We start from the raw sequence: 22546 nt of genomic DNA on the forward strand, positions 1-22546 counted from the left end.
GGTACCCCGGCGGCAAGCCGCCGGGCAGGGATCGCCTCCGCTTCGCTTCGGCGGAATTCCCGCGCAAGCGCGGGAATTGAATTCCGCAAGCGGAATTCTAAAGCGGTCGGGGGACCCGCTTCGCGGGTTCCCCGGGATTCCCGCAAGCGGGAATCCGATAGCTGACTGAGAGGGGCGGGTGCATCACGAGCGGCGCTGTGTAGGCCCAGGAATCCTGGGCTATCCCCGGCATCTGATGCCAGGTCGATTCACGGCCCGTCAAGTCCGGCATCCCCGGCATCCCCAGTTGAGCCTGGTGGACTCCGCTTCGCTCCGCCCATCCCGATCCACCCTCAACTCCCAAACCGAATTTGTCACCATGCGATAGCCTACCATTCGGGACGCTGGTTCATGCCTCATTTCCACAATGCATCACGAAGCCTTAACCGCCCCTTGCGCATCACGATGATTCACTGTGTAGAGTCAGGGTCCGATTGCTACCCCATCCAAACCCGGTTGGCAGCGGTTCAGACTTCCCATTCTGCAAATCCAGCAGGTGGCATGCGGGATGGACGAAATGATGGCTGTCGAAATCCTCGCGGACATTCGGCACGGGTTGCCCATTGAAATGCTGGGCCTTTACTCCGGAGCTGCGCCGTCGAGCCTTCGCTGAGAGGCTGGCCTCAGCCCTGGCCTCAGCCCTGGCTTCGGATCCGGCGGGGGCGGGGTCCGGAGGAGCCCCTGCCGGGGCTTCCGCGCGGCTGGAAGCCTCACGCGTCCAGCGGAAGGGCAGTCGACTCGCCGTTCGGCCTGGCGCAGCGTAGCGGGCACGGTGACTGCCGGATCGGCCGGTAGGCCGATGCTGTGGCAGGTGCCGCGCCCCGTCTCCCTGGGGCAGGGCCACTTAGAGGGGGGAGATGCTGCATTTGCGCTGGTCAACGGGGGTATTGGTTCAGCGTTGTGTCCCCTGAGTCGGGACAGATCGCCTTCGGTGTGTCTCGACTGGGGGTGCAGATCGCCGGGGAAATGTCGGCGTGACTGACAGTAATTGCGCTGAAATGTCGGTCTGGCTGACGTTTTGCGGAGTGGGCCGTTGCCTTCATCGGGCTTGCGTCGGGTGCCGGCCCGGGCATGCAACAAGGCCCCGTCGACCGGTGGTTCCGGTAGACGGGGCCTCGCTGGTTGGCTGCTAGCTGACGGCGTGGAGAGTGCTGCGGCGCTTGGCGGAGGCGGCCTTCTTGGCGGCGGCCTGGGCCGCGCGCTTCTTGCGCTGCTGGGCGAGCTGGTCTTGGTAGTTGGCGACGGCGCGCTGGTAGGAGGCGACGAAGTCCGGAGCGTCCAGACGGTCCTCCTTGGGCATCTCGCTGACGGCCGCGACGGCGTCCTCCAGGGCGTTGTACCCGGCCAGCATCGCGTTGATCTGGTAGACGCCGTTACGGACCTTCTTGACGAGCTTGGCCAGCTCCAGGGTGCGCAGCGCGGCGTTGGCGCTGGGGCGGCTGAGGCCGAGGAGTTCGCCGACGCTGGCCTGGTCGATGGTGATGCGGCCGCCGGATTCGCTGAGGGCCCGGAGCTTGAGGAGGGCTCGGTAGGCGGCCGGGGGGAGGTCGAGGTCGGCCAGGAGGCCGTCGGCGTTGACTGCGGCGAATCGGAGTTGGCTCACTGCAGCGTTCCTTCCTCTTGGAGGGCCGCGCGTTCGAGGCGGCGCTTGGTGCGCTGCTCCGAGCGCTTCTTGCGCAGGTCCTCGATGGCCTTGCGCATGTGCTCGAGCGACGGGTACCGCACCAGCTCCGGCAGGGTCGCGTCCTTGCGGATGTTGGTGAGGGTCTCGCGCTGTTCCACGCGAATGTACTCGGACTTGCCGCCGGCGGTCTCGGTGCCCGGGATGAACTCGGCGGCCCGGTAGGAGAAGGGCGGGTTGAACTGGTAGACGCCGCGCTTCACCTTGAAGGCGATGCCGTGGCCCATGATCTCTTGCAGAGCCTCGGTGGCCTTCGTGCGGGAGACGTCGAGGACGGTGGCCATCTCCTCCTGGGTGAGGTAGATGCGGCCGCCGGCGCGCTGGCAGGCGATCAGCAGCAGGATCAGGCGCAGCGGCAGGGCTTCGCGGAAGTACTGCGCGATCAGGAAGAAGAACTCCAGCGAGTCCATGGCGAAGGCGTTGGGGCGGTCGGGGGTGCCGTAGAACTCCAGCTGGTTGCGCTCGCCGTCCAGGGTGAGCTTCCGGCCGGGGTAGCGGCGGGCGACCTCGTCCAGGTCCTTCACGGGGGCCAGGGGCCTGCTCCACGCCTGGATGGCGTCGTCGGCCGGTGGCAGCGGTCGCGGAGCGCGCTTGGCGGTCGGCGGCCGGCCCTCCTTGGGCTCGGGGGCCACGTGCTGCTCCTCTCCTGGTTGATCGCGTGCGGCAGCAGTATGTCAGTCCGGCTGACAGATACGTCGGTATGGCCGACATTTCGCGCGTGTTGTGTCCCCCGTGGGGGACACAACACCTCGTTGTCGCGCGGTGACGGGCGGGTGGAGTACCGCGCGCATCGTTCCCCTCTAGGGGAAAGTTGCTGGTCAGCGGGCTGCGCTGCTGGCGGGCGGTATCGCTGGTGGTACCGGTTCGTTCTGCCGGGGCAGAACGAACGTGGTCGGCGTACATCGTTCCCCCCGAGGGGAAAGACGCAGCTCAGAGCCGGTTCTCGGTGGCCCTGCGTCATCACAGGCTTGATCAGTCCGGGCTGACGACGGCCAGGCCCCCGTCCCAGTGGTGGCGCAGGAGGTGGTGGACGCACTGGCGTAGCCGCTTCTCGAGGTCGTGGCCCTGGTGGCCGTGCCCGCAGTGGTGGTGCTGGGCATGGGCTGGTCCTTGATGCTGGTGGTGGCGGGCTCGGTCAGAAGGACATGTCGATGTACTCGATGTCCCGGAGGCGGACCTTGAGGTTGACGGTGCCGTTGCCTTCGGTGCGGAAGTAGGCGTCGGCGAGGGCTTCGCCGACCATGTCGGTGAGCTGGTCGTCGGTGGCGCCGGCTTCGCGGGCGGCGATGATGGCGGCCGCGTGGGTCCCGGAGATCCGCTGGGTGAGCAGGCGCGGGCGCGGTGAGTCGCTGGTGCCGGCCCCGGCGTCGAAGCCGAACACCGCGCGGGTGCTGAGGGTGAACCCGGTGCCGGCCGCGCGCTGCCGGGCCTCGGCCCGTACGTCCTGCTGCCAGTGCTCGCAGGTCTCGTCCTCCAGCGCCTCCCGGGCGGCCGCACGCGGCCGGGTGACGGTTCCGGCGCGGTAGCGCTGCACGGTGCGCTGGGAGACGCCCAGACGGGCCGCCAGGGCCTTCGTGCCGCCCGTCAGCTTCCCGAGCAGGAACCCGATCCGCCCCTGGGTGGAGGCCGGGATCGGCTCGGTGAACTGGGCGCGCTCGGCGCGCTCCAGGCCGTCCGCGATAGTTCCGCGCTTGGCCCGGCCGCCGACGGATTCTTCGGTGATTCCGTTTATGTCTTCGTTTATGTCGTCTAGCACCCGAGCAGCGTGAAGCGGTCCGCCTGTGGACAGAGTTCCGCGATTCCGAGAACAAACAGTCATGAATCAGGGCAACTTGGCGTGTTCCGGCGCAGCGGGGCGAGGTCCGGGGAGAATCCCGGTGTGACCGCTATCGCGCTGTACGCGCCGGAGAACCAGGACATCGTCGAGCCGGGCCGGTGCGCCGTGCCGTGGGGTGTGTGCCCGGACCACGGGGGCACCCTGCGCTCGAACGTCGACCGCGGCAGCTGGTGTACGGACCCGGTGTGCTTCAACGCCTGGCCGTACGACCGCCTCGGCGCGCCGTGCCCGGAGCCGGCCACCCACACCGTCCGGGCCGACGACGGCTCCACCGTCTACGGCGTGTGCGACGGCCACGCCATCGCCGCCCGCGCGCAGCTCGTCGAGGGCCAGGTCCTGCCCGGCGCACCGGCGGCTGGTTGAGCGCACACGCGCCGGGTTACCGGCATCCGGCCGGCGCGGAGACCGCGGGCCCGGTGTCGGCGGGATGGGACATCATCAGAAGATGTCACGCACCAAGCCCCTCCCGCCCTCCTACAGCGAACTTCTCCTGGAGCAGCTGGACGCGATCGAGCAGGACTTCGTCGCCGTCCTCGAAGCCTCGGCGATCAACTACGTCAACCCCAACACGGACGACAGCTACGTGTACATCGTCGGTGCCGCCGACTGGGGATGGGCGCCGAGCCCGCCGGAGCTGGAGAGCCGGCGGATGGAACTGCTCGGGCGGGTGCGGGACTGGGGCCCGCGCTTCCGGCTGCTGTTCCCCCATCCGACGCCGGAGGCCGCCAAGAAGCTCGAGGACGGCCTCGCGCACCTGGAGCGCTGGCTGCTCCGCCCCGGGGGGAACGACCACTCCGTGCCCCGGCACATCGCCCAGGCCGTCGGCCTGCTGCGGACGACCGTCTCGGAGCTGCGCGGCCTGACCGCTCTGCTGTCGGCCGACCCCTGGCCGGTGCGGCTGGTGGTGGACACGAACGCGCTGATCGACGATCCGGACCTGGCGGCGTACACCGGGCAGGCCGGGCCGCGGTACATGGCGCACCTGCTGCCGGTCGTGCTGCGGGAGCTCGACGACCACAAGCGCGGCGGCCGGACCCCCGAGCTGCGGGAGGCCGCGAAGAAGGCCGACCGGCGGCTCAAGGGGCTGCGCAGCAACGGCGGCGACGTGACGCGCGGGGTCCGCGTCGCGGGCGATGTCCACGCCGTCTTCGAGCACATCGAGCCGAAGTCCGACGCGCTGCCGGTCTGGCTGGACCTGGACGTCCCCGACGACCGGTTCGTGGCCTCCACCCTGCTGCTGCAGTCCCGCCACCCCGGCTCCGCCTGGTACGTCGTCACGAGCGACATCAACCTGCAGACCAAGCTCGCCGCGGTCTCCCTGCCGTTCATCGAACCCTGAGAGCCGGGTTCCCCCACCGGCCCCTGCGGGTCGGCCCGGCATGAGCTGGTGCGCGGACACGGGGCAGAATGCATGGTGGGCCCGTTCCCGGCAGCTCCAATGCCGGGAACGGGCCCGCGTGCTTCTCCTACCGGCCGTACGGTTCCATGCCGTCGGCCATGTCGTGCAGGTGGTGGACCGTGTCGTCCCAGCGCTGGCCGTACCAGTACGGGCCGGTCAGCGCGGTCGGCTGGTGCGGGATGGCCGCCAGCTGCGCGGCGGCCTGCCTCCACGACGCGGCAACCACCGCCCGCATCCGGTCGAACTCGGCGACCAGGGCGGCCAGGGCGGCCAGCTCCTCGGCGGGCGGCAACTCGGCCTCGCCGCCGGCGGCCAGGGCGCGGCGCAGTCCGTGCGCGGCGAGGCCGGCCAGGCGCTTGGTGTCCCCGTCGGCGTCGGCCGGGACGGCCGGCGATCCGGCGGCGTCTGCCCGGACTTCGTCGGCGTAGGCGTCCAGGGCCTCGCCGCGGTCGGTGCGGACCATCGCTTCGAGGCGCTCTCGGGCGTTCACCGCGGCCCCGCTCAGGCCGTCGGGGCGACGGCCCACGGGTCCGGGACGGGCGTGGCGGCGATCCACCCGGTGGGCGTCTCGTACGCCATCTGCGAGGTGACGTGGCAGACGCTCGCCGTCTCGTCGCCGTCGAACAGCACCTTCAACCGCTGCCCAGCGGTGTCCACGATGGTGCCCTCGCGGCCGTCGTGGCGGATGCGGCCGCCGAGTTCGACGCGGATGCCGAGGCGGTTCTCCAGCGCGTAGTAGGTGCGGATGTACTCGAGGTCGGCGGCCTGGCGCTCGTCGGGCCGCTGGCGGGCGGTCGCGAGGTGCACGCTGTTGATGTCGGTACCGATGACGGTGTGGTGCATGGTGGCTTTCTCCATCCTGGTCAGTAGGACACGTCGATCGCTTGGATTCCGGTGAATTCGACTTCCAGGCTTTCGGCGCGTGATCCGCCGTTCTGGAAATAGATTTCCTGGAACCCTTCGGCCATGATGTCGCGCATCTTTTGGTCGCTGACGCCTTGGTCCTGGGCAGCGAAGAGGCGGTTCGCGTACTCCGGGGGGAGGTGGACGGTCAGGTGTCTCAGCCGGGGTTCGTCGGTGGTGCCGACCGGGGCGGTGTAGCCGAAGTACGCCCACACCTCCACCGTGATCCCGCCCGTGGTGCTGGCCTTCTTGCGGGCCTGGCGGCGGATGCCGGGCTGCCAGATCCGTTGGACCTCCCGCTTGAGTGCCTCGCGCAGGGCGGCCCTGGGGGTCTTGCGCTGCCCGGCGAGGTAGCGCTCGACGGTGCGGCGGGTGACGCCCAGGCGCGCGGCGACGGCGGCCGTGTCGCCCTTGGCGGCCTTGACCAGGGCCCGCATCTGGGCCTGCGCGGACTTCGGCGGGGCCTGGGTGAAGTGCTCGGGCGCGGCCCGGTCGATCGCGTCGGTGATCTCCTCCACTGTCTGCTCCTACTTCCCGTCGACGGCGTTGGCGTCGTAGCCCTTGATGTGGCGGGCCGGGTTGACGGGCTGGTCGCGCTCGAGCCAGTCGACGACGGTCAGCATGGCCTGGACGCCTTCGACCTTGGACAGGCCGGGGGTGGCGCCGAGGCGGAACGTGCCGGGCAGCACCTTGCCGGCGCCGGTGAGCGGCAGGAAGTCCAGCGGCGAGGGACCCGGGGAGGCGTAGACGACGCAGTCGTTGTTCACGCCGAGCGGGTAGCGGCCGATCGCCTTCGCCACGTTCGCCATCTTGCGGTGCATGTTCACCCTCGCCTTGGCAATGACCGCCGCCCGGATGTCCGGACGCCAGGTCGGCCGCTCCAGCGCCGACCACGGCTCCCCCGGCTTGTAGGTCAGGCCCTGCGGGCGCTCGCGCAGCTTGCCGATCCCGAACTTCACCGTCGACTTCACCGCGGACAGCACCATGGCGATTTGATGGTGCCGCCACCCGGCGGCGGTGAGCTGGTCGTCGCTCATCTCCGCCAGGTGCCCCAGGCCCTCGGCGGCCAGCGCGGTGCGCAGCGCTCCGAGGTCGGTGCCCGCGCTCTTGAGGAGGCGGTGGGCGGTCATCGCGGCGAGGAAGGCGCGTTCGTCGGCGTCCTTGTCGACCGGGATGCCGGCCTCGGCCATGGTGGTGACGTAGGCCTCGCGGAGGCGGTCGTGCCACGGGTCGAGGTAGGCGCCGGTGGTCTCGCGCAGGTACGCCTCGACGGGGTGGACCTGCGCGCCGATCTCCACCGCGTACGCCACCGTGGGGGTGGAGTACCAGGCCGGGCCGGTCGGCGGCTTGCCGGTCGGGGTGAACGGCGACGGCAGGCGCGGGTCGGTCGGGACGTGGGACAGGTCGACGAACCAGCTCCCCGGGATCTTCTTGTCGAACACCGGGTTGGCCACCCGGACTGGGCCGGACAGGCCGACGTTGAGGCGGGCGGCGGCGGCGAGGTAGGCGGTGTTGATGTCGATGCCCACCGCGAACGGCTCCACCATCTCCGCCTCGGAGAGCGTCTCCACCGGCCGGGTCCACTGGTACGACTCCTCGTCCAGGAACCCGCCCGTCCAGCCCTGAGCGGCCGGGTGCTCGAGCGGGACCTCCGGCGGCGCCGCCTCGTAGACGTCGGTCAGCGCGCCCGGGTTCGGCCCCGACACCCACCCGCCCGTCGCCTCGTCGCGCACCGCCCGGGTCGGCGGGCGCAGCGCGGTCATCAGCTCCAGGCCGCAGATGGCGGTGGAGCCGCGCGGGGTGATGACCCGCTGGGCGTAGATCCCGAGCACGCGGGCCAGGTCCGGTGCCGGCAGGTCCGCTGCGCTGCCCCAGGCCCGGGTGTCCAGAGCCCGCCACGGCAGGACCGCCAGCTGCACGCACTGTCGGCGCCCGTCCTTGACCGGCTTGTAGATCCGTGCCCACGGGCCGAAGCCGCGGCGGGTGAGCTGCCACTTCGAGCGGGCCAGCGCCTTGACCACCTTGTGGTCCTCCGGCAGCCGCTGCGAGCGGCGGGTGGCCGGGTCGTCGTCCAGCGTGGCCGGCAGACCGAACTTCTCGGCCGCTTCGGCGGTCAGCACGACCAGCGGGTCGCCGTCCCGGCCGTTGCGGTGCAACCGCGCCGTACCCAGGCCCGACTCCGTCAGCGCCCAGGTCACCAGCTGCGCCAGCGTGGTCGCCGGGCACTCCAGCACCAGGCCACCGACCCCGTACGCGACGCCGTCGCCGTCCAGGACCGCGAGCGGCCCGTTGGGGAACTGCCCGTCGAAGTACGGGGCAGGGCGTGCGGCACGGCGCAGCGGCTGCGGCTGCCCGGCCCGGACCGGCTGCCTCGTGGTGCCGCGGACAGACGGGGGAGCGTTGTCCGGCTCCTCGGCCTCCAGCGGGGCCTCCTCGACGGGCTCCTCCACCACGTGGGCGGCGGGCTCCGGCTCGGCCTGTGGAGCGGCGGCCGGGCCGGGCTTCGGGGTGAACGCGGCCGGGACCTGGTCGACCGTCGCGGCGCCCGGCGCAGTGTCCGGGGCCGGGTACTTCGCCGCCCACCCCTCCAACAGCCGCGCGTACGCCTCCAGGCGCGGCGGCTTCGGCTGGCTCCGACCGTTCTCGTAGTTCTTCACCGTCTGCACCGTCGACTGCAGCACCTTCGCCAGCTGCGCCTGGGTAACCCCGGCGGCCTCCCGCAGCCGTGCCCGCTCGGCCGGCGCCGGCAGTCGCGGACCGGGCTCCGCGCCGGCCAGCAGCGCGTCCACCGCCGCGAAGAGTTCGTCCTGCGTGGGCATGAAGCCTCACCTCCAGGACCCAACCTAACACGCCATTAGCTATCTCCGTTAACCAGTTTTCGTGACCCTTTCGTTTAACCCTTGTTGATTCTGATTTTCAGATTGATGCCTGCGCGAGCAGTGCCTGCCAGTGCCACAGGGCCCGGGAGAACACCGCCCACCGCGCGTCCGGCACCACGGACCGCCAGAAGCGGGCCCGTGGCGCCCCGATGCGTCCCGGCCCACCCGTCTGCGGTCCGTGCTCACCACACACGACGCAGAAGGAGATGGGCATGAACGAGACGAGGCCGCGCGGCGAGGAGCAGGACGCGGCAGGGTGGGATGGCGTCGAGCGTCGGACGCAGCGGGGCCGTTGGTCGGCCTGGCGCTCACCGGAGCGGCTGCGCGCCCAGGTGCTTGCCGGCATGACCAGGCGCGCGGTGGAGGGCCTGTTCCTGGCCGCCCCCGTCCCGGTTCCGCCGGCGCGCGGGGTGAGGCGTGATGCGTAGGGCCGGGCCGCACGTGAACGGCGACCGGGTCGGTGCCGGCAGGCCGAGGAGCAGATGCAGCAGTCCGTGCCGACCTGCCAGGGGCTGTGTACGGCTGCCACGTTGGGGCGACCGGGGCAGGGTCCCGACAGGGACGCCCCCGAGCAGAGGGAAAGACGGGAAGGGCGGACCGGCCGCCGGCCACCGAGAGCGCAGGCAGCGAGGCGGGACAGGATGGGCCCGACGGGTCGGACGGCAACGCCTTCTGCCGTCGCTCGCCTGGGCAGCGCACGACGCGACACCACAGGTACAGAGCGGCAGCAGCTGGCAAAGCCCCATGACGAAGAAGCCGGACCGGAGTCGAAATGAAAGGCAATGAAGCCGAACGCACCGCCAGCGCTTATTTTCGTTCTCCATTACTAACCTCGCCACACAAGATTAGTTAGCCTCCGCGAAGTATTCGGAGTGATCCTTTGACGTTACTAAGATTCCCGGTTCGCACGTATATTTAGTGCATCCGGTTATGCAGTCACAGCGGTTTCAAGTAGACTAGCTATGAAGCCAGTTCGTTAGTCGTACCGGTATCGGTCGCCTGACGTCGTGGCATGTAGAGGCCCTAGCCTCGACAGGACTCGCGATCCGTACCGAGGCCAGGGCCTCAACCGCACAGCAGTACCCGGACGCCTCAGCTCTCAGCTGGGGCGTCTGCTGTTCTCCGGGGTCAGAGGAAGAACCTCATGGCCGCGTTGAGGACGAGCAGAACACAGCGGACCACCACGTCGGGGGTCCACACCGTCCGGTCTGTACTGCCGGCACCGGTCGCAGTGGGCCGGGTCCGCTTGCGCTTCCCCTGGACGGGCGGGGTCTTGCCGGTGCTGCCCCCGCCACTCACGTGCATCCGTGCCATGTCGTACTCCTGTTCCCCAGGACTGGGATGGCCTGGGTGCATCCCGCCACCGAGTAGGTGGTGGACGGCTCCGGGCCGGCACACCGACAAGGCCGGCGCGAACGGGAACTACGGCGATTCGAGTCTAAACCGCCGATGGGTCCATTCGCTAATCCGATCCACACGGAACTCACCTTCCCCGCTTATGCGGTGTCGGCGGATCAGGTTCCCGCGCCCACTTTGATTCAGAAAGCCCTCGACAAAAAGGTGCCGCGCGCTGCGGATCGACTACACGGCGGGCGAGATCGCGCAGGTCGCGGGCCTGCACCGGCGGGCATGGCCCCGAGCGAGCGGAGTCGCGTGCGGATCCAGGCCCCCGGCGGCCGCCCCCTCCTCCCCAAGGCGGGCCGCCGAGACGATGTCGGTCGCGGCCGACGAAGGGTCAGCCCGTGGTGGCCAGGTCGTGGAGCTGGTCGGCGAGGTCGTCGGTGGGCAGGCTGATCGGCCCGTACTCGGCGTCGCGGACGGGGCGCAGTTCGTCGAGGGCTTCGCGCAGCGCGACCTCGGGGTGCTGCGGTGTGGTTCCGGCTCCGGCCAGGTACTGGCCGATCCAGGGCAGGCAGTCGAGGTAGTAGTCCGGCAGCGGTGGGATGGCCGGTGGCACGGTGCGCCGGTTCGGCGGGAGCGTCTCCAGGCGTGCTGCTTGGAGGAACCAGTGCTCGGCTGCCTTGAGCTCGCCGAGGCGGGCGTGGTGGAGGTAGAGGGCGAAGCAGGCGGTGGCGTCCTCGGCGCCTCCGGCGAACTGCCACCAGAACTGGGCCTCCTGGTATCGCCCCACCAGGTAGAGCAGGCAGGCGAAGACCAGGGCGCCGCGCGGCTCGACGGTGCCGTCGGCATTGCCCAGCCGGTGCAGCGAGGCACCCGCTCCCTCCTCCCCGATGATCATCGTGGCGAGGGTGCGCAGATCGCGGTCGGCGTGGTCGTGGAAGGTGAGGCCGGCCAGATCGGTGGCCGGGCCGTCCTCGCTGCCGGCCTCGCCGGGGTTCGGGCGGTCGGCGCGGGCGGACTGCTCGGGAAGGAGCGGCCGGGCATCGGGGAGCGGCGCGGGGGCGAGGCAGCGGCACCCGACGCAGCCGGCGTCGCTCTGCCCGGCGGCGGGAGCGGCCTGACGGGCGGCGAGCTTCTCCGCGATGCGCCGGCGGCCGGCCGCCAGGTCGTAGGCGGGAGCGGAGGTCACGGCGCGAATGCCGCCTCCTTCAAGCAGGTGGTCAAGCGGGTGCATGGGGATCACTCCTCGTCGTCGGGCGAACGGCCAGGGTCGAAGGCCCGGCGCGGCGCGAGGCGGGTTTGCAGCCGGGTCCTGGCCTGGGAGATCAGGGAGCGGACGGTCGCGTCCTCGATACCCATCACCTCCGCGATCTGCGTGGGCTCGTAGCAGGCCAGGAACCGCAGGACGACGACATCGTGCTGACGGCCGGGCAGGTCCTGGATCGCGCGGGCCACGCTGATACCGACACCGAGATCGTCCATCATGCTGTCGTCGACCTGCTCCAGCAGCCGCTTGGCCCGCTCGATCACCGCGTACGCGAAGGCCGCCTCCTCGATGAGCGCCAGGTGCTCCTGGCGCCGGGCACACTCCGCCTCAACGACCCGGCGCAGCAGGGCCCAGGCGTAGGCGGCGGGGCTGGGCTGACTCAGGACGCTGTCCCAGCGGTCCGCGAGGGCGACGAAGACGTCGTCGACCAGGTCCCGGACAAGGTTCTCGTCTGGGAGATGAGCGAAGGCGTAGTCGGTGTAGCGCTGGGCGTTCAGGTCGTGGAACGCGGCGAAGGCTATGGGCAGCAGAGCCGGGCTCGGGGCGCGGGTGCCAGCGGCGTCAGCCGCGTCGGCAGGCTGGATGTCGCTCATCACGCCCCCCGCGCCGGGTCCGGGACCGCGCGCCGCGAGGCGGCGTGGTGGCGGCGGGCCCGCGGCACGAGCGCGGTCACCGTCGCGGGAGCGGTGTCCGCGGTGACGGTTCGGCGATGGTCGGGCTGCCGGACAGGGGTACCGGGCAGCGGCCTGGAAGGGGTAGGGGTCGTCACGTGCCGGTCCTTCACTTCTCGATGGCTGGACGCTCCGTGACGATGCATCAAAGGGGGAGCCCGGAGCGCGTATGAGACCAGCATTTCGGGCGAGAGGTTCAAATGTTCAAGACGACCGGGTAAAGAATTTTGGATCAAGTCGTTCGAATTGGGTGCATGGTCGGTCACCCCTTGATCCCGGCCACGCCCGGCGCCGCAGGGACGAGCGCCATCAGGTAAACGTTCAAGAGTCAACCGCTTCCACGGCCAACCCGAAGCTGCGCCTTCACCTTTCGACGCCACCGCGGGCAATCGGCACGCCGGAAGGAGCACGCAAGACCCGGGGCGACGCCAGCGCGGCAACCGGCCTGCGGGCGCAGGTCCGCCGGGCGTGGCCGGCATCCCAGGCCCATCTCAGTCGCCTGCCAGCCCTGCCAGTGCGGCCAGTCCGCCGCCAGGCCCCGCGCCGCCCCGGCCCGCCGCGGCTCCGTCCTCATCCAGGTCCCACGCCGCCAGGTCGAACTCGAAATTCACCGGCGCGCAGCGGGCGGCCGAGCGCAGCAGGGAGGGCATCTGGCGCTTCAGCGGGGCCAGGGGCCAGCCCTGCGGGATGCGCACCTCGGCGCCGGGTCGGGGCCCGAGGCCGGGTCGCCACGGCCGCCTGGCTACCCGCACCTCCTGGTGCGGGACCTCCAGCAGCGTGAGGTCGGCGGTCACCGCATCCACGCTCTCGGGCCCGGCCAGGGTGTTGCACCAGATCACCAGCCCGACTCCCAGTAGGCTGCCGTGCTCGCGCGCGGCCTCGCCGAGTCGCCGACGGGCGGCAGTCAGGTCAGCGGCGGGCATCGGCCGGCCCGGCCCGGCGAGGCCGACCTGGATGTCGTGCTGGGTGTCCATCACTTCCCCGATGCTCCCTCACCCGCCCGGTGCGGCGGGCGAGAACCGCGGAGCTCCCCTCGATCGGGCGGCCGGGGCGGACCGGGGGGCGGTGCAGTGGATGTCGACGGTGCGCGAGCGCAGGGCGCCGTGCCCGTCGCCGTCCACCAGGCCGCGGACGGCCGGGAGGCTGCCAGGCAGGCGGCGAGGCACCCAGAGCCCCTGGTCATCCGGACCTGCGCCGAGGACCCTCGGGGCGGCGGTGTGTCACGGCGGCCCGGGGAGGGGCGCGCTGGGGGCCGCCACCCGCTGCTGCGGGTGGCGGCCTTCAAGGGGTTCGTCGCCCTGGGAGAGTTCTTACCCGCTTCGGCGACACCCCGCCGAGGACCAGTCAGCAGGGGCTGATGGTGTACACCGGGGTCCAGGAGGCCGTACCGGTCGCCTTGGCGACGTTCGACCAGCGCTCGTTGCCGTCAAAGTTGTAGAACCGCGCCTTGGTCCCCGTGGTCTGGTTGTTGTTGAAGGTCCCGTCACCGGTGCCCGAGAACGGGTAGGAACCGCAAGTGTAGTAGTCGAAGTTGTTGCCCGAACCGTCCGTAATACACAGATGCCCCGCTGAGCATGCCAGCAGCGCGTTGAACGCGCCCGGTCCGGAAATGGTCAGGGTTCCGCCGGGAATGCTGAGCTTGTTTGCGGACTCCTGACGCGCGCCAGGGTTGGCCGCCAGCGCGGCGTCGACCTTGCGCTGGAGCTGTGCCGCCTCAGAGCTGTTCAGGCCGGCGTCGCGCGCCTGCGCGGCGAAGGCCGGCTGCGGGGAGGTGGCCGAGGCCGCGTTGCCGGTCAGGAACAGTCCTGCGACCAGCGCCGCAGCGGCGGTGAGCACTGCCAGGATTTTACGCATGGTCATGCTTTTCTCCTTTTCTGTCGCGTGAACACGACCGGGCCGCTCTTGATGGCGGCCCTGGAGCGCTCAGACCATCCTGTCCTACATATGACAGGGGCATGAAGAATGCAACAAGCCATCCCCAACCTCTCCCAGACGCCCCTGGCGGTACAAGGAGCCCCTCACATTCGGCTTTCTCCTGCACACTGGGCCACCTCACCTGCACCCAGCGAGACCGGATCCCTACCCAACTATTCGGGCCCACCCGCGCAGCGGACCGACAGGCCGGACCTGGCGGCCGATCCGGGGCCTGCTGGCGGCGGTTGGCATCGAGGCCGACGCCGAGCTGGTGGCCGCCAAGGCCGCTGCTGAGGCCACGCCGAAGGTGTCGAGGGCGGACCGGTTCACCCAGGGCCTGGCGGCGCTGGCCGCGTTCGTCGAGCGCGAGGGGCCACGCCCGGTCCGCGCCGCCGGCTCCCTCCTGCTCCCGTTCGGCCAACACGCCACCCGCATCGCCGCCCTCCCCACCAGCGCACTGGGAACGGCCGACGGCCACGCGGTCCTCGTCCGCCGATGTGGAGACCCGCAAGCCGGTGGACCTCCTGCCGGACCGCGAGGCGGGCACGGTCGCGGTCTGGCTGGCCGAACGTCCAGGGATCGAGGTCGTCTGCCGCGACCGTGCCCCGTTCTTCGCCGAGGGCGCCAGCACCGGGGCGCCCACCGCGGTCCAGGTCGCCGACAGGTTCCACCTGTGGCGCAACCTCGGTGAAGCCGTAGAGCGGTGCGTCTCCCACCACCGACCGTGCCTGCGCGCGTCCCTCACCGAATCGGCACACATGGAACTCGACCGCCACGGCGCCGAACCGCTCTTCCAGGTCCTGACCGAACGCGAGAAGAAGAACAGCGTCGCCATCGCCTCCAACGAGTCCTTCGGCGGCTGGACCAAGACCTTCACCGACCCGCGCCTCTGCGCGGCCATCGTCGACCGCCTCACCTTCAACGGCACCATCATCGAGACCGGCACCGACTCCTACCGCCTCGCCAGCACCCGGGCCCGGGCCGAAGCACCCGCCAAGGTCGGCTGACCTCAGCGCCCGATAGACGCGGCCCGTCACCCGCATCGGTGACGGGCCGGACCACTCATCCGAAGCTCGTGCCCCGGGACCAGACTTGCTGGATCGTTCGATAGTCGATGACGGCTATGTCCTCCTGTTGGAGAACATCACGGGCCTGCTGCGAAGTCAGGAACTCGTAGTCTGTCCGGCGCACGGGCCAGCCACCGTCGACGGCCTGCGACTCCTCGTCGCCCAGACTGGGGTGCACCGCCCATTCATTGAGTCCCGCGGGCAGGTCACGCAGCATCTGAACGTATCGTGCAGCCTTCCCTTCGATGCCCAGGGAAAAGCTGTCCAAGAAGTCGTTGTCGGTGACCGGCAGCCCGCGTTTGCGCATCGTCCGGCGCCCGGGTTCGAGCCAGACCCGGACCGCGAGGCCGTACTCCGCGGCCAGCACAACGGTCAGGTCGAGGATGTCCTCGCGGCCGCCATCGGCCAGACAATGGAAGTCCAGATGGGTCGGCGCGAGTCCGGCGTCGGCGACGGCGTTGATCTGGGCGCGGAACTCAAGTTCGATCTCATCGAGCCGAGCCTGGCCGAGCAAGGCCGCTCGTCCGGCGGGCGACGGTGAGAACAGCTTGCCTACAGGGTCCAGCAGTGAGGGAACTCGCTCCTTGGCGGTCAGTGGCCCCCACGGGATGCCGGGCAGCTCGCGTACCAGGGTGAGGTGGATACCGAACGGGATCCGAGGGCTTCGGCTGAGCATTTCCAAGGCCTGCGGCGCTGCGGGACACGGGACCATCAGGCTGCATGAACTCGCGATGCCCTCCTCGATCGACTCGATCACCGCCGCGTTGATCGCCGGATACATCCCGAAGTCATCGCAGTTGACGATCAGCAGCCGCGCACCAGGTGGATACCCCAGTAGCTGACTCGACTGCTCTGCAGGCGCGACGGCCGCGGGATTGGTGGTTTCATCCATGTCCGCAGTCTGAGACCCAGCCGGACGTCACGCACCGGAATTTGACCGCCCCTCGGCGAAACCGCCGTCAATTCTCATGAACATCCACGAACTTGCCGATCACCGGCCGCCGCCGAAACCGGCGAACAATCGCCGCTGCTGACCGTGAACAAAGCCACCGCGGCGACGCCGCCCGCCGCGTCCGGCAGCCACAGCTCCGCACGGCGCGAGCGGGAAGCCGGCCCGCGCCCAGACACCCGCACCGTCACCCGGCGGCCCGTCAGCTGCCCGTGTCCCTCCCCCAGCCCGGACCACCGCCTCGTGGTCACCTCCAGGCGCAGCCGGGCGCCGGGCCAGGGTCCGGGGGTGATGAGGACGGTGCCGATGCGGCGCAGGTGGGCGGCGAGCCGCTCGACGGCGCGCGGCGGAAGACCGGTGGGTGCGGCGGCGATGATCACGGGGCAGGCGGCCGCCAGCGCGGTGACGACCTCCGCGTAGTGGTCGCCAGGGTGGTCCGCGACGACCAGGCGGGTGAGGGCCCACGTGCTGGCTGGCGCCGAGGCGGCGGCCGGCACGCGGTTCACTGCGGACCAGGTCCTCGCGGTGCTACGCCGTGTGCGGTTAGGCCGCGGCGGCCTCGAAGCTGATCTGGTGCTGCTGGCCGGAGCGGCCCATGCCGATCGAGTCGTAGCGACCGGCTAGCACCGCCAGGGCGGTCCAGCCGGAGGGGGCGCACTCCTACGACAGGCCGGGGGCGACTGAGAACACCAACGTCAGTGACGCCGTGGCTGCTGGACGGTGGCCAGCGTGGCGTTGACGGAGGACTCTTCGCAGCGATGGCGCGGCCGATCCGGCCGGGCCTCCTCTTGCTGCCGTGTTGTCCGCTGACAACACGGCACGGACGTTTCCGCTAGACGTGAGCGCGGAGCGCGTGCATGAGGGCAAGAAGACCGGCCGCATCCAGCCCAGCACGGAGAGTCTCGGCTTGCTGGGACGCCGTCTCCCCCAGCGCTCGCACGAGCTGGGCTGGCGTCGCGGCGACTTGGGCCGAGACCTGCCGGGGCACCGTACTGGGTACGGTCACTGCGGGTGTGTTGTCCGCGGACAACACACCCGGAGCCCCGGTGCCGCCAACCAGCGTCTCACCGTCCTCCTCAGCGGTGTTGTCCGCGGACAACACCGCTGAGGAATCACGGCGAATAGGAGAGGGCTGAGGAACGGAAGTCGGTTCACGGTCCTCGGCACTCTGGACGGCGGTGCTCTCTGCGGAAAGCCCGTTGCTCGACCGTGGTGCTCCAGTCGGGGAAACCTCGGCAGCAGCAGAGGTGTTGTCCGCGGACAACGCACTGCCCGACCCGGGCGCTCCGACCGGGGAGGCCTCAGCTGCCGGGGGATTGTTGTCCGCGGACAACATCTTCAAAGCGTCCCGCTGCGCGATCCGCTTTGCCCGCTCCTCTTCCTTGAGCTGCTCCTCAAGGGCCAGCAGGTCCTCCACGGTCAGGGTCTGGTCGTCCTTGTAGGCCCGGGCGAGCCGACGGCCGTAGCGCTCGGCCATCTCGCCACTGGCAAGGAGGTCCTGAATCGCGGACGGCAACGAGAGGAGCAGGATCTGGTTGCCCACCCAGGACCGGTCCCGGCCGCGTCGACGCGCTACCTCAGCCGCGGTCCCCCCGCAGGCATCGAGCAACTGCTTCAGTCCGAGGGCCCGCTCGATGATCGTGAAGTCTTCGCGGTCCTCGTTCTCCGCCATGAGGTAGTCCATGAAGTCGGCCTGGCTGGTCGCCAGGTCGTCCCGGACCACGAAGTCGAGCGCCTCTAGCCCCACCTGGGTAGCAGAGCGCCAACGCCGCTCACCGTTGAGAAGGACGTGATCATCATCCGTCCCGATGAGCAGCTCGTGTGCCGGCCAGAGGTTCAGATAGGCGGCGCGGGTAACGGCCACGCACGCGGTCGTCTGCTTCTTGGCCAGGCTCTGGCCCAGCTTCTCCCGCTGCTCCTCAGTACCGTAGTAACGGCGGGGGTTCATGGGGCACGGCGCTACCCGGGCGAGGGGCAGGCGCTGGATCTCGTAGTCGGGGATCGTGCCTTCGGCCTGTGCCTTGGCGCGGCCCCGTTCGCTGCGCGGGGAGCGGCTCAGGGATCCGAAGGATCCGCCGGTACCGAGGCGGTCTGCTGCCTTCATGCCGCGATCCTCCTCGCGATGGAGCGCATGACGTCGGCCTGGTCGCTGTCGGGAGCGTGGACGAGGAGGGGGGTCTTCATCCGCACGGCTTCGCGCTGGTCCTTGAGGTCGTTGACGACGGCGATCACCTCAGGGTGTCCGAGGCTCTGCCAGTTGTCGAGGGACGACGTCACGACGTAGCCCTTGCGGATGTCGTAGAGGTTGACGACGAAGCCGAGGTCGTGCACGTCGATCTCGAGGTCATCGCAGAGGGAGTCGATCTGCTCACGCAGGAGCTGGTAGGCGTCGGCGGAGGAGTCCTCGGCCTGGACCGGGATGACGATCCCGGAGCTGCCTTCCGGCTCGCCGTCGCGGGTGCGCGCGTAGTAGATCGCGTTGTCCATGGCGTAGCCGAGGCTCGGCGGGCAGTCGACGATGACGAAGTCGAACTCGGCCTCGATGCCGGCCAGGGCCTTCTCGAGGGCGGTCTCCTTGACGCGGATCTCGCGGGAGGTGACGAGCTTGGCGTCGAGGAGGAATCCGTCGGTGCACGCGGGCAGCAGGTGCAGGCGGCCGCCGAAGCTCTCGCCGGCGATCTCGATGAGCAGGTCACGCAGGTCGGACTGCCGCTCCCCGCACATGTTCTTGACGAGGCTGTCGCCCTTGATCGGGAGGTGGTCGTGGCTGAGCTGCTTGGTGAGGTGTCCCTGGGGGTCGAAGTCGACCAGACAGACCCGGAAACCCATCTCGGCGAGGGCCTGGCCGACGCCCGCCGACAGGGCGGTCTTGCCGACGCCGCCCTTCTGGTTGCCGAAGGCTACGCGGCGAGCGCCGGTGACCGGCCTGGTGCGCTGGGGGAGGGGGTGCGCGTCCAGCCACAGCCGAATGGCCTGTGCGAGGCCCTGGTTGTAGGGGAGGCCCCGGGTGGAGCAGTCGTCGCGGAAGCCGCGGTAGAGCACCGAGGGGACGTAGGTGGAGAAGGAATCGCTGCGGGCGGTGTTGATCGGTTCGAGGGGGTGGTCGGCGGATCGCCAGGCCTGGATGCCCTCGGTGACTGCGTCCTGGATGTCGATGCCGACGGTCGCGGCCCTGATCTTCAGTTCACGGCGTAGCTGCTGGGGTAGTTTGGTAACTACCTTGTCCCGGTCTTCGGGGGTGGCCTGGGTGGTCATGGGGGGAGTTTACTAACCACTGGCGCGGGGTCAGCACACGCGACACCAGGCAAAAATGGACTTTCCTGACTTTCCTTCCGCGTGGACGGTGTTGTCCGCGGACAACACCGAACCCGATCAGGCACACAGGCACCCCGCACCTCCTCCGGTAGCCGAGCGCTGCCTCGGGTCGAGGGTTCCGCGCGCAACAGTGATCACGTGACAACAGCAAGGAATCCCTCCTCTGCAGGGACCGAATCGCAAAAAGGCCCGTCCCCGTGCGAATGCCGGGGACGGGCCCTTCGTTGTGCGCGAATGTCAGGCCGTACAACCCAAGGCCGATGGCGCGAGTGACGACGGCGAGGGTGGAACCCCAGTCGCCGGCGTGCTGGATGACACGATCGCAGATGTAGGCGGCGGCACCGATCTTGGTGCTGGGCCGCCAGTGCCGGGGCCAGGCTGTGTAGTTATGTAGGTCCACCAGTTCTGTCCGTTGTTCGCCGCTCAGGTAGTACTCACCCGGGTTCTCTGCTTGTCACTGATCAGCGGCACACTGCGCGCATGAGTACTGATCGACATGCCGTCCGGATGACCCTCGATCTGACCTGGGTCGAATCCATGGGTGGTCCGCTGATCGTGGTCCCGGTGTCCGCACTGCAGCACTGGGGTGGCTGCACCGAGGACGGCATGATCATCGGTGACAGCGACCAGCCCGACGACTACGACCGGGCCTGCGAGGTCGAGGACCTGGCTGAGGTGATCGGCCTGCGCGGCCACGGCAGCGCCTCCGCGCTGGTTCTCGGCGACGAACCCGCCACCACCTGCTACCTGCCCGAGCAGAGGGCCTTCCTGCGCCGGCTCGCTGCCGACTCCGACGCCGAGCTGCTCGCCGCCACCGAAGCCGAGCTGAACGACCCGGAGACGCCGTGGGAGGAGTGCGGCCTCTGGGAGACCGACGGACCGGCGGTCCTCATGGACTCAGCCGAGGCCGGCAAGAACCTCGGCATGCCCTACCCGGACGGCAGAGGTAAGCCGGACCAGGCCCCCGTCCCCCTGCCCTCAGGACGCTGGAGAGTCCGCGCGTTCCAGAAGACCGGCGACTCGCCCTGGATCAGCGTGGTCCAACTCCTCCCGGAGGCCGACGCCCGGTCGACAACGGCTCCTTGAATCGGTAGGGAAGAAGAGTTACACCGGCAGTGCTCCGGCGGGGTGGCCGTGTTCTCGGCCGCATTCGGTGAGGGCGAGGACTCCATGGCCCGCTGTCCTGGTGTGTGACCCCAGTGCTCCGGGGTTGACGGAGAGCCGGGCGGCGATGTCGGTGGCGTAGCAGGTGTCGGGGATCTGGAGTTCTTCCTTCACCTGGAGGTACCGGACACGGAACGCTTCGGAGTCGGAGGCGCTCACGCCGTCGAAGGCTTCATCGGGGAATCCGTCCTGGTGCGGCAGGAGGTAGCCGGACTCGGCCGGGTGCCCGGGGCTGTCGTTATCCTCGTCCTCCTCGGCGTTGTACGCGTCGTAGTGACGTACCACCTCTCCGCCTTCGGCGATGCACCAGGCGGTCCAGTCGTCGCCGCAGCTCATCCCGTACCACTGGGCCGAGCCGAACCGGCGGCCGAGGTCTGCGCACCGCTCCCGCACGACCTGGTCGAGGGCCCGCTCCCGGTCGTCCGCGTCGTTGATGCGGTGGGTGTCCCGTGAGGAGTTGCCGAAGACCAGCGTCCAGCCGTCCAGGGCGGGGCTGAGGAAGACGCGTGAGCAGGCGTTGTGGGGCCGGATCCGGTCCCAGTTGTGGTGGTCATGGTTCCAGGCCGCCGCACCGGTTCGGAGCGTGACGGGCTGGACTCCGGCGAGGTCGAAGGCGTCGAGCACCGCTTCCTGGTCGGTGGTCGGCACTGCGTACCAGGATCCGCACAGGTGCATGCTCTCAGGGACCTCGGTCAGTAGCTTGATCCTGGTCAGCCGGTGCCAGGCGTCCTGGTCCCCGGGGTCGAGGGCGGCTGGCCCCGCGATGGCCGCAAGGGCCTCCAGCGCGCCGGCTCGCACCCTGGGCCCGGGGGCGGGTCGGCGACGCACTCGTTGCAGGCTGGGGATGGCCGCAGCGCCGATCGCTTGGAAGGCCCAGACCGCTCGCTGCCGGACCTCTGATTCCGGGTCCCCGAGCAGCGGGGTCAGCCGGTCGACGAACCTCGCCGCGGCCTCGCCCTGGGTTTGGAAGGCGAAGAGTGCGTTGCTTCGGACCCGGGGGTGCGGGTGGTTCAGCAGTGGGACGAAGGCCGCCGGGTCGTCCGTCTTCAGCCGTCCCAGCGCCCACCCGACCCTCCTCGCCACTTCGGGCGAGTCCGCCGCCGCAGCCGCCCGCGCCAGCGGCAGGAGGGCGGGCTCGCCGATCCTGCACAGCACATCCGCCGAGACGGCCCAGTCGACCGGTGACCGTTCGTCGCAGAGCAGTTCCAGCACCGCCGCAACCGCGGCTGTCCCCTGTTCCACGAGCGTGTCGCGGGCCGACCGGGTGTCGTTCCAGGCGCCAGAGAGTTCCTCGGCCAGCAGTCGCTTGTCCATGTCGGGCACCCTAGCCAGGGGTAGCGACAATCACCGTGGAATCGTGATCAACCTACTGACCGCCCAGGACCGGCTTCACACTGCCAACTACCAAGAGTAAGCGCCATCGAGGAGGGATCGGCTTGCACGGGTCCAGTCGCGGCCCGGCCGCTTGTGAGTCGCTAGTCCGAGTACAACACTGCCAGGCGTGGCAGCCGTCGGCTCAGCTGGTCGCCGTCGCCGAAGTCGAAGCCCCAATCCGGGTCCAGAGCCGGGTACTGGGTGGTGACGGCGTCATCGGGAAGCTCCTCTCCGGTGGCTTCCCCGTGGGCGTCCCAGGCGATGGTAAGAGCTTCTCCGCACTCGATGTCGATCCCATCGGCGGCGAATGCGCGTACGACCGGGAGCACAGAGAGCCTGTCGGGATCGGCGATGACGCTCTCGAACGTCGCACGGCCCTGTGTGATCAGCCAACCACGAAAGTAATCGAATCCGTCGTCGGAGCAACCGCCGTTGATCATGTAGGCGGCGCCCCAGAGCGGGGCTCTGTACGAGTCGGCCATCAGGTTCCACAGGATCTGCTGGGCGGCGACGATCTCCTCGGCTGGGCGAAGCGCGAGCAGTGCGGTGGCCCGTCGCGCGACGGCGTCGCCGTTGTCCGGGGCCGGCACCTGCGAGCGGGCTTCTTCGATCAGCTTCCAGAATTGCTGGGTGTTCATGGCGGCTGAGCATCTCAGAGGGCGTTTGATGTGAACGGATTGCCCTTTATACCCTAGTAAGTCCCTCGCCAGGTTGGTGTGGTCTCGTCCGTTATGCGCTTGGCGAGG

At 69.8% G+C, this 22546-nt stretch carries 23 protein-coding genes and 2 pseudogenes; 6 read left to right on the plus strand and 19 right to left on the minus strand.

Annotated features, from left to right (window positions below; genetic code table 11):
- Nucleotides 1–1168 precede the first annotated feature (1168 nt).
- The 3 genes from AB0P06_RS34870 to AB0P06_RS34880 form a co-directional block, all read right to left on the minus strand.
- Nucleotides 1169–1642: a helix-turn-helix domain-containing protein gene (locus tag AB0P06_RS34870; RefSeq protein WP_363614664.1), complete on the minus strand. Its 474-nt coding sequence runs from the start codon at nt 1640–1642 to the stop codon at nt 1169–1171.
- Nucleotides 1639–2352, minus strand: a complete 714-nt coding sequence (locus AB0P06_RS34875) for a hypothetical protein (RefSeq protein WP_363614666.1) — start codon at nt 2350–2352, stop codon at nt 1639–1641. The genes AB0P06_RS34870 and AB0P06_RS34875 overlap by 4 nt, the downstream gene beginning before the upstream one ends.
- Before the next feature lie 503 nt (nt 2353–2855).
- A complete protein-coding gene (locus tag AB0P06_RS34880) occupies nt 2856–3476 on the minus strand; it encodes a hypothetical protein (protein ID WP_363614668.1) in 621 nt (206 codons plus the stop codon).
- A gap of 123 nt (nt 3477–3599) precedes the next feature.
- Here AB0P06_RS34880 and AB0P06_RS34885 point away from each other — a divergent pair, with 123 nt between their 5' ends.
- Together AB0P06_RS34885 and AB0P06_RS34890 are read left to right on the plus strand one after the other, a co-directional pair.
- Entirely contained in the window at nt 3600–3920 is a 321-nt protein-coding gene (locus AB0P06_RS34885; RefSeq protein ID WP_363614671.1) for a hypothetical protein, read from the plus strand.
- Nucleotides 3921–4002: 82 nt separating this feature from the next.
- On the plus strand, nt 4003–4896 hold the full coding sequence (locus tag AB0P06_RS34890) for a PIN domain-containing protein (protein ID WP_363614673.1): 894 nt from the start codon (nt 4003–4005) through the stop codon (nt 4894–4896).
- Between the two features lie 127 nt (nt 4897–5023).
- Here AB0P06_RS34890 and AB0P06_RS34895 read toward each other — a convergent pair whose 3' ends face one another.
- The 4 genes from AB0P06_RS34895 to AB0P06_RS34910 are packed head-to-tail and all read right to left on the minus strand — an operon-like array spanning nt 5024 to nt 8678.
- Nucleotides 5024–5446, minus strand: a complete 423-nt coding sequence (locus AB0P06_RS34895) for a hypothetical protein (protein WP_363614675.1) — start codon at nt 5444–5446, stop codon at nt 5024–5026.
- 11 nt (nt 5447–5457) lie between these two features.
- Nucleotides 5458–5814, minus strand: coding sequence for a hypothetical protein (locus AB0P06_RS34900; protein WP_363614677.1), 357 nt, complete (start codon nt 5812–5814; stop codon nt 5458–5460).
- Nucleotides 5815–5819: 5 nt separating this feature from the next.
- Nucleotides 5820–6377 (minus strand): XRE family transcriptional regulator, encoded by a 558-nt coding sequence (locus AB0P06_RS34905; protein ID WP_363614679.1) that lies wholly within the window; start codon nt 6375–6377, stop codon nt 5820–5822.
- A 9-nt stretch (nt 6378–6386) separates the two neighbouring features.
- A complete protein-coding gene (locus AB0P06_RS34910) occupies nt 6387–8678 on the minus strand; it encodes a helix-turn-helix domain-containing protein (protein WP_363614681.1) in 2292 nt (763 codons plus the stop codon).
- 272 nt (nt 8679–8950) lie between these two features.
- Here AB0P06_RS34910 and AB0P06_RS34915 point away from each other — a divergent pair, with 272 nt between their 5' ends.
- Nucleotides 8951–9166, plus strand: a complete 216-nt coding sequence (locus AB0P06_RS34915; RefSeq protein WP_363614683.1) for a hypothetical protein — start codon at nt 8951–8953, stop codon at nt 9164–9166.
- A 700-nt stretch (nt 9167–9866) separates the two neighbouring features.
- On the opposite strand, the gene AB0P06_RS34920 is transcribed toward AB0P06_RS34915, so the two are convergent.
- The 6 genes from AB0P06_RS34920 to AB0P06_RS34945 form a co-directional block, all read right to left on the minus strand.
- A complete protein-coding gene (locus AB0P06_RS34920) occupies nt 9867–10052 on the minus strand; it encodes a hypothetical protein (RefSeq protein ID WP_363614685.1) in 186 nt (61 codons plus the stop codon).
- A gap of 421 nt (nt 10053–10473) precedes the next feature.
- Nucleotides 10474–11268 (minus strand): hypothetical protein, encoded by a 795-nt coding sequence (locus AB0P06_RS34925; RefSeq protein WP_363614687.1) that lies wholly within the window; start codon nt 11266–11268, stop codon nt 10474–10476.
- A gap of 50 nt (nt 11269–11318) precedes the next feature.
- The gene (locus AB0P06_RS34930; protein ID WP_363614689.1) at nt 11319–11939 is read right to left on the minus strand and encodes a sigma-70 family RNA polymerase sigma factor; all 621 of its coding nucleotides are present in this window, start codon (nt 11937–11939) and stop codon (nt 11319–11321) included.
- 569 nt (nt 11940–12508) lie between these two features.
- Nucleotides 12509–12991, minus strand: coding sequence for a hypothetical protein (locus tag AB0P06_RS34935; protein ID WP_363614691.1), 483 nt, complete (start codon nt 12989–12991; stop codon nt 12509–12511).
- Nucleotides 12992–13009: 18 nt separating this feature from the next.
- Nucleotides 13010–13183: a hypothetical protein gene (locus AB0P06_RS34940; RefSeq protein WP_363614693.1), complete on the minus strand. Its 174-nt coding sequence runs from the start codon at nt 13181–13183 to the stop codon at nt 13010–13012.
- A gap of 178 nt (nt 13184–13361) precedes the next feature.
- A complete protein-coding gene (locus tag AB0P06_RS34945; protein WP_363614695.1) occupies nt 13362–13877 on the minus strand; it encodes a hypothetical protein in 516 nt (171 codons plus the stop codon).
- A gap of 548 nt (nt 13878–14425) precedes the next feature.
- Here AB0P06_RS34945 and AB0P06_RS34950 point away from each other — a divergent pair.
- Both AB0P06_RS34950 and AB0P06_RS34955 read left to right on the plus strand, forming a co-directional pair.
- Nucleotides 14426–14650, plus strand: a pseudogene (locus tag AB0P06_RS34950) (transposase); the annotation flags it as partial.
- A 36-nt stretch (nt 14651–14686) separates the two neighbouring features.
- Nucleotides 14687–14938: pseudogene (locus AB0P06_RS34955) on the plus strand (ATP-binding protein); the annotation flags it as partial.
- A gap of 55 nt (nt 14939–14993) precedes the next feature.
- On the opposite strand, the gene AB0P06_RS34960 reads toward AB0P06_RS34955, so the two are convergent.
- The 4 genes from AB0P06_RS34960 to AB0P06_RS34975 all read right to left on the minus strand — a co-directional run bounded on the left by AB0P06_RS34960 (nt 14994) and on the right by AB0P06_RS34975 (nt 19202).
- The gene (locus tag AB0P06_RS34960) at nt 14994–15890 is read right to left on the minus strand and encodes a polysaccharide deacetylase family protein (protein ID WP_363614697.1); all 897 of its coding nucleotides are present in this window, start codon (nt 15888–15890) and stop codon (nt 14994–14996) included.
- Between the two features lie 74 nt (nt 15891–15964).
- Complete coding sequence (locus AB0P06_RS34965) at nt 15965–16453, minus strand: hypothetical protein (RefSeq protein ID WP_363614699.1); 489 nt, start codon at nt 16451–16453, stop codon at nt 15965–15967.
- Nucleotides 16454–16779: 326 nt separating this feature from the next.
- Complete coding sequence (locus tag AB0P06_RS34970; protein ID WP_363614701.1) at nt 16780–18051, minus strand: ParB/RepB/Spo0J family partition protein; 1272 nt, start codon at nt 18049–18051, stop codon at nt 16780–16782.
- Entirely contained in the window at nt 18048–19202 is a 1155-nt protein-coding gene (locus tag AB0P06_RS34975) for a ParA family protein (protein WP_363614703.1), read from the minus strand. Before AB0P06_RS34975 ends, AB0P06_RS34970 begins: the two co-directional genes overlap by 4 nt.
- Before the next feature lie 540 nt (nt 19203–19742).
- On the opposite strand from AB0P06_RS34975, the gene AB0P06_RS34980 reads away from it, so the two are divergent.
- Complete coding sequence (locus tag AB0P06_RS34980; RefSeq protein WP_363614705.1) at nt 19743–20348, plus strand: Imm21 family immunity protein; 606 nt, start codon at nt 19743–19745, stop codon at nt 20346–20348.
- 18 nt (nt 20349–20366) lie between these two features.
- On the opposite strand, the gene AB0P06_RS34985 is transcribed toward AB0P06_RS34980, so the two are convergent.
- The gene (locus tag AB0P06_RS34985) at nt 20367–21740 is read right to left on the minus strand and encodes a HEAT repeat domain-containing protein (RefSeq protein ID WP_363614707.1); all 1374 of its coding nucleotides are present in this window, start codon (nt 21738–21740) and stop codon (nt 20367–20369) included.
- 161 nt (nt 21741–21901) lie between these two features.
- Entirely contained in the window at nt 21902–22438 is a 537-nt protein-coding gene (locus AB0P06_RS34990) for a DUF4240 domain-containing protein (protein WP_363614709.1), read from the minus strand.
- Nucleotides 22439–22546: the final 108 nt, after the last annotated feature.

It is taken from the genome of Kitasatospora sp. NPDC088351, from assembly GCF_040685575.1.
Taxonomy (GTDB): domain Bacteria; phylum Actinomycetota; class Actinomycetes; order Streptomycetales; family Streptomycetaceae; genus Kitasatospora.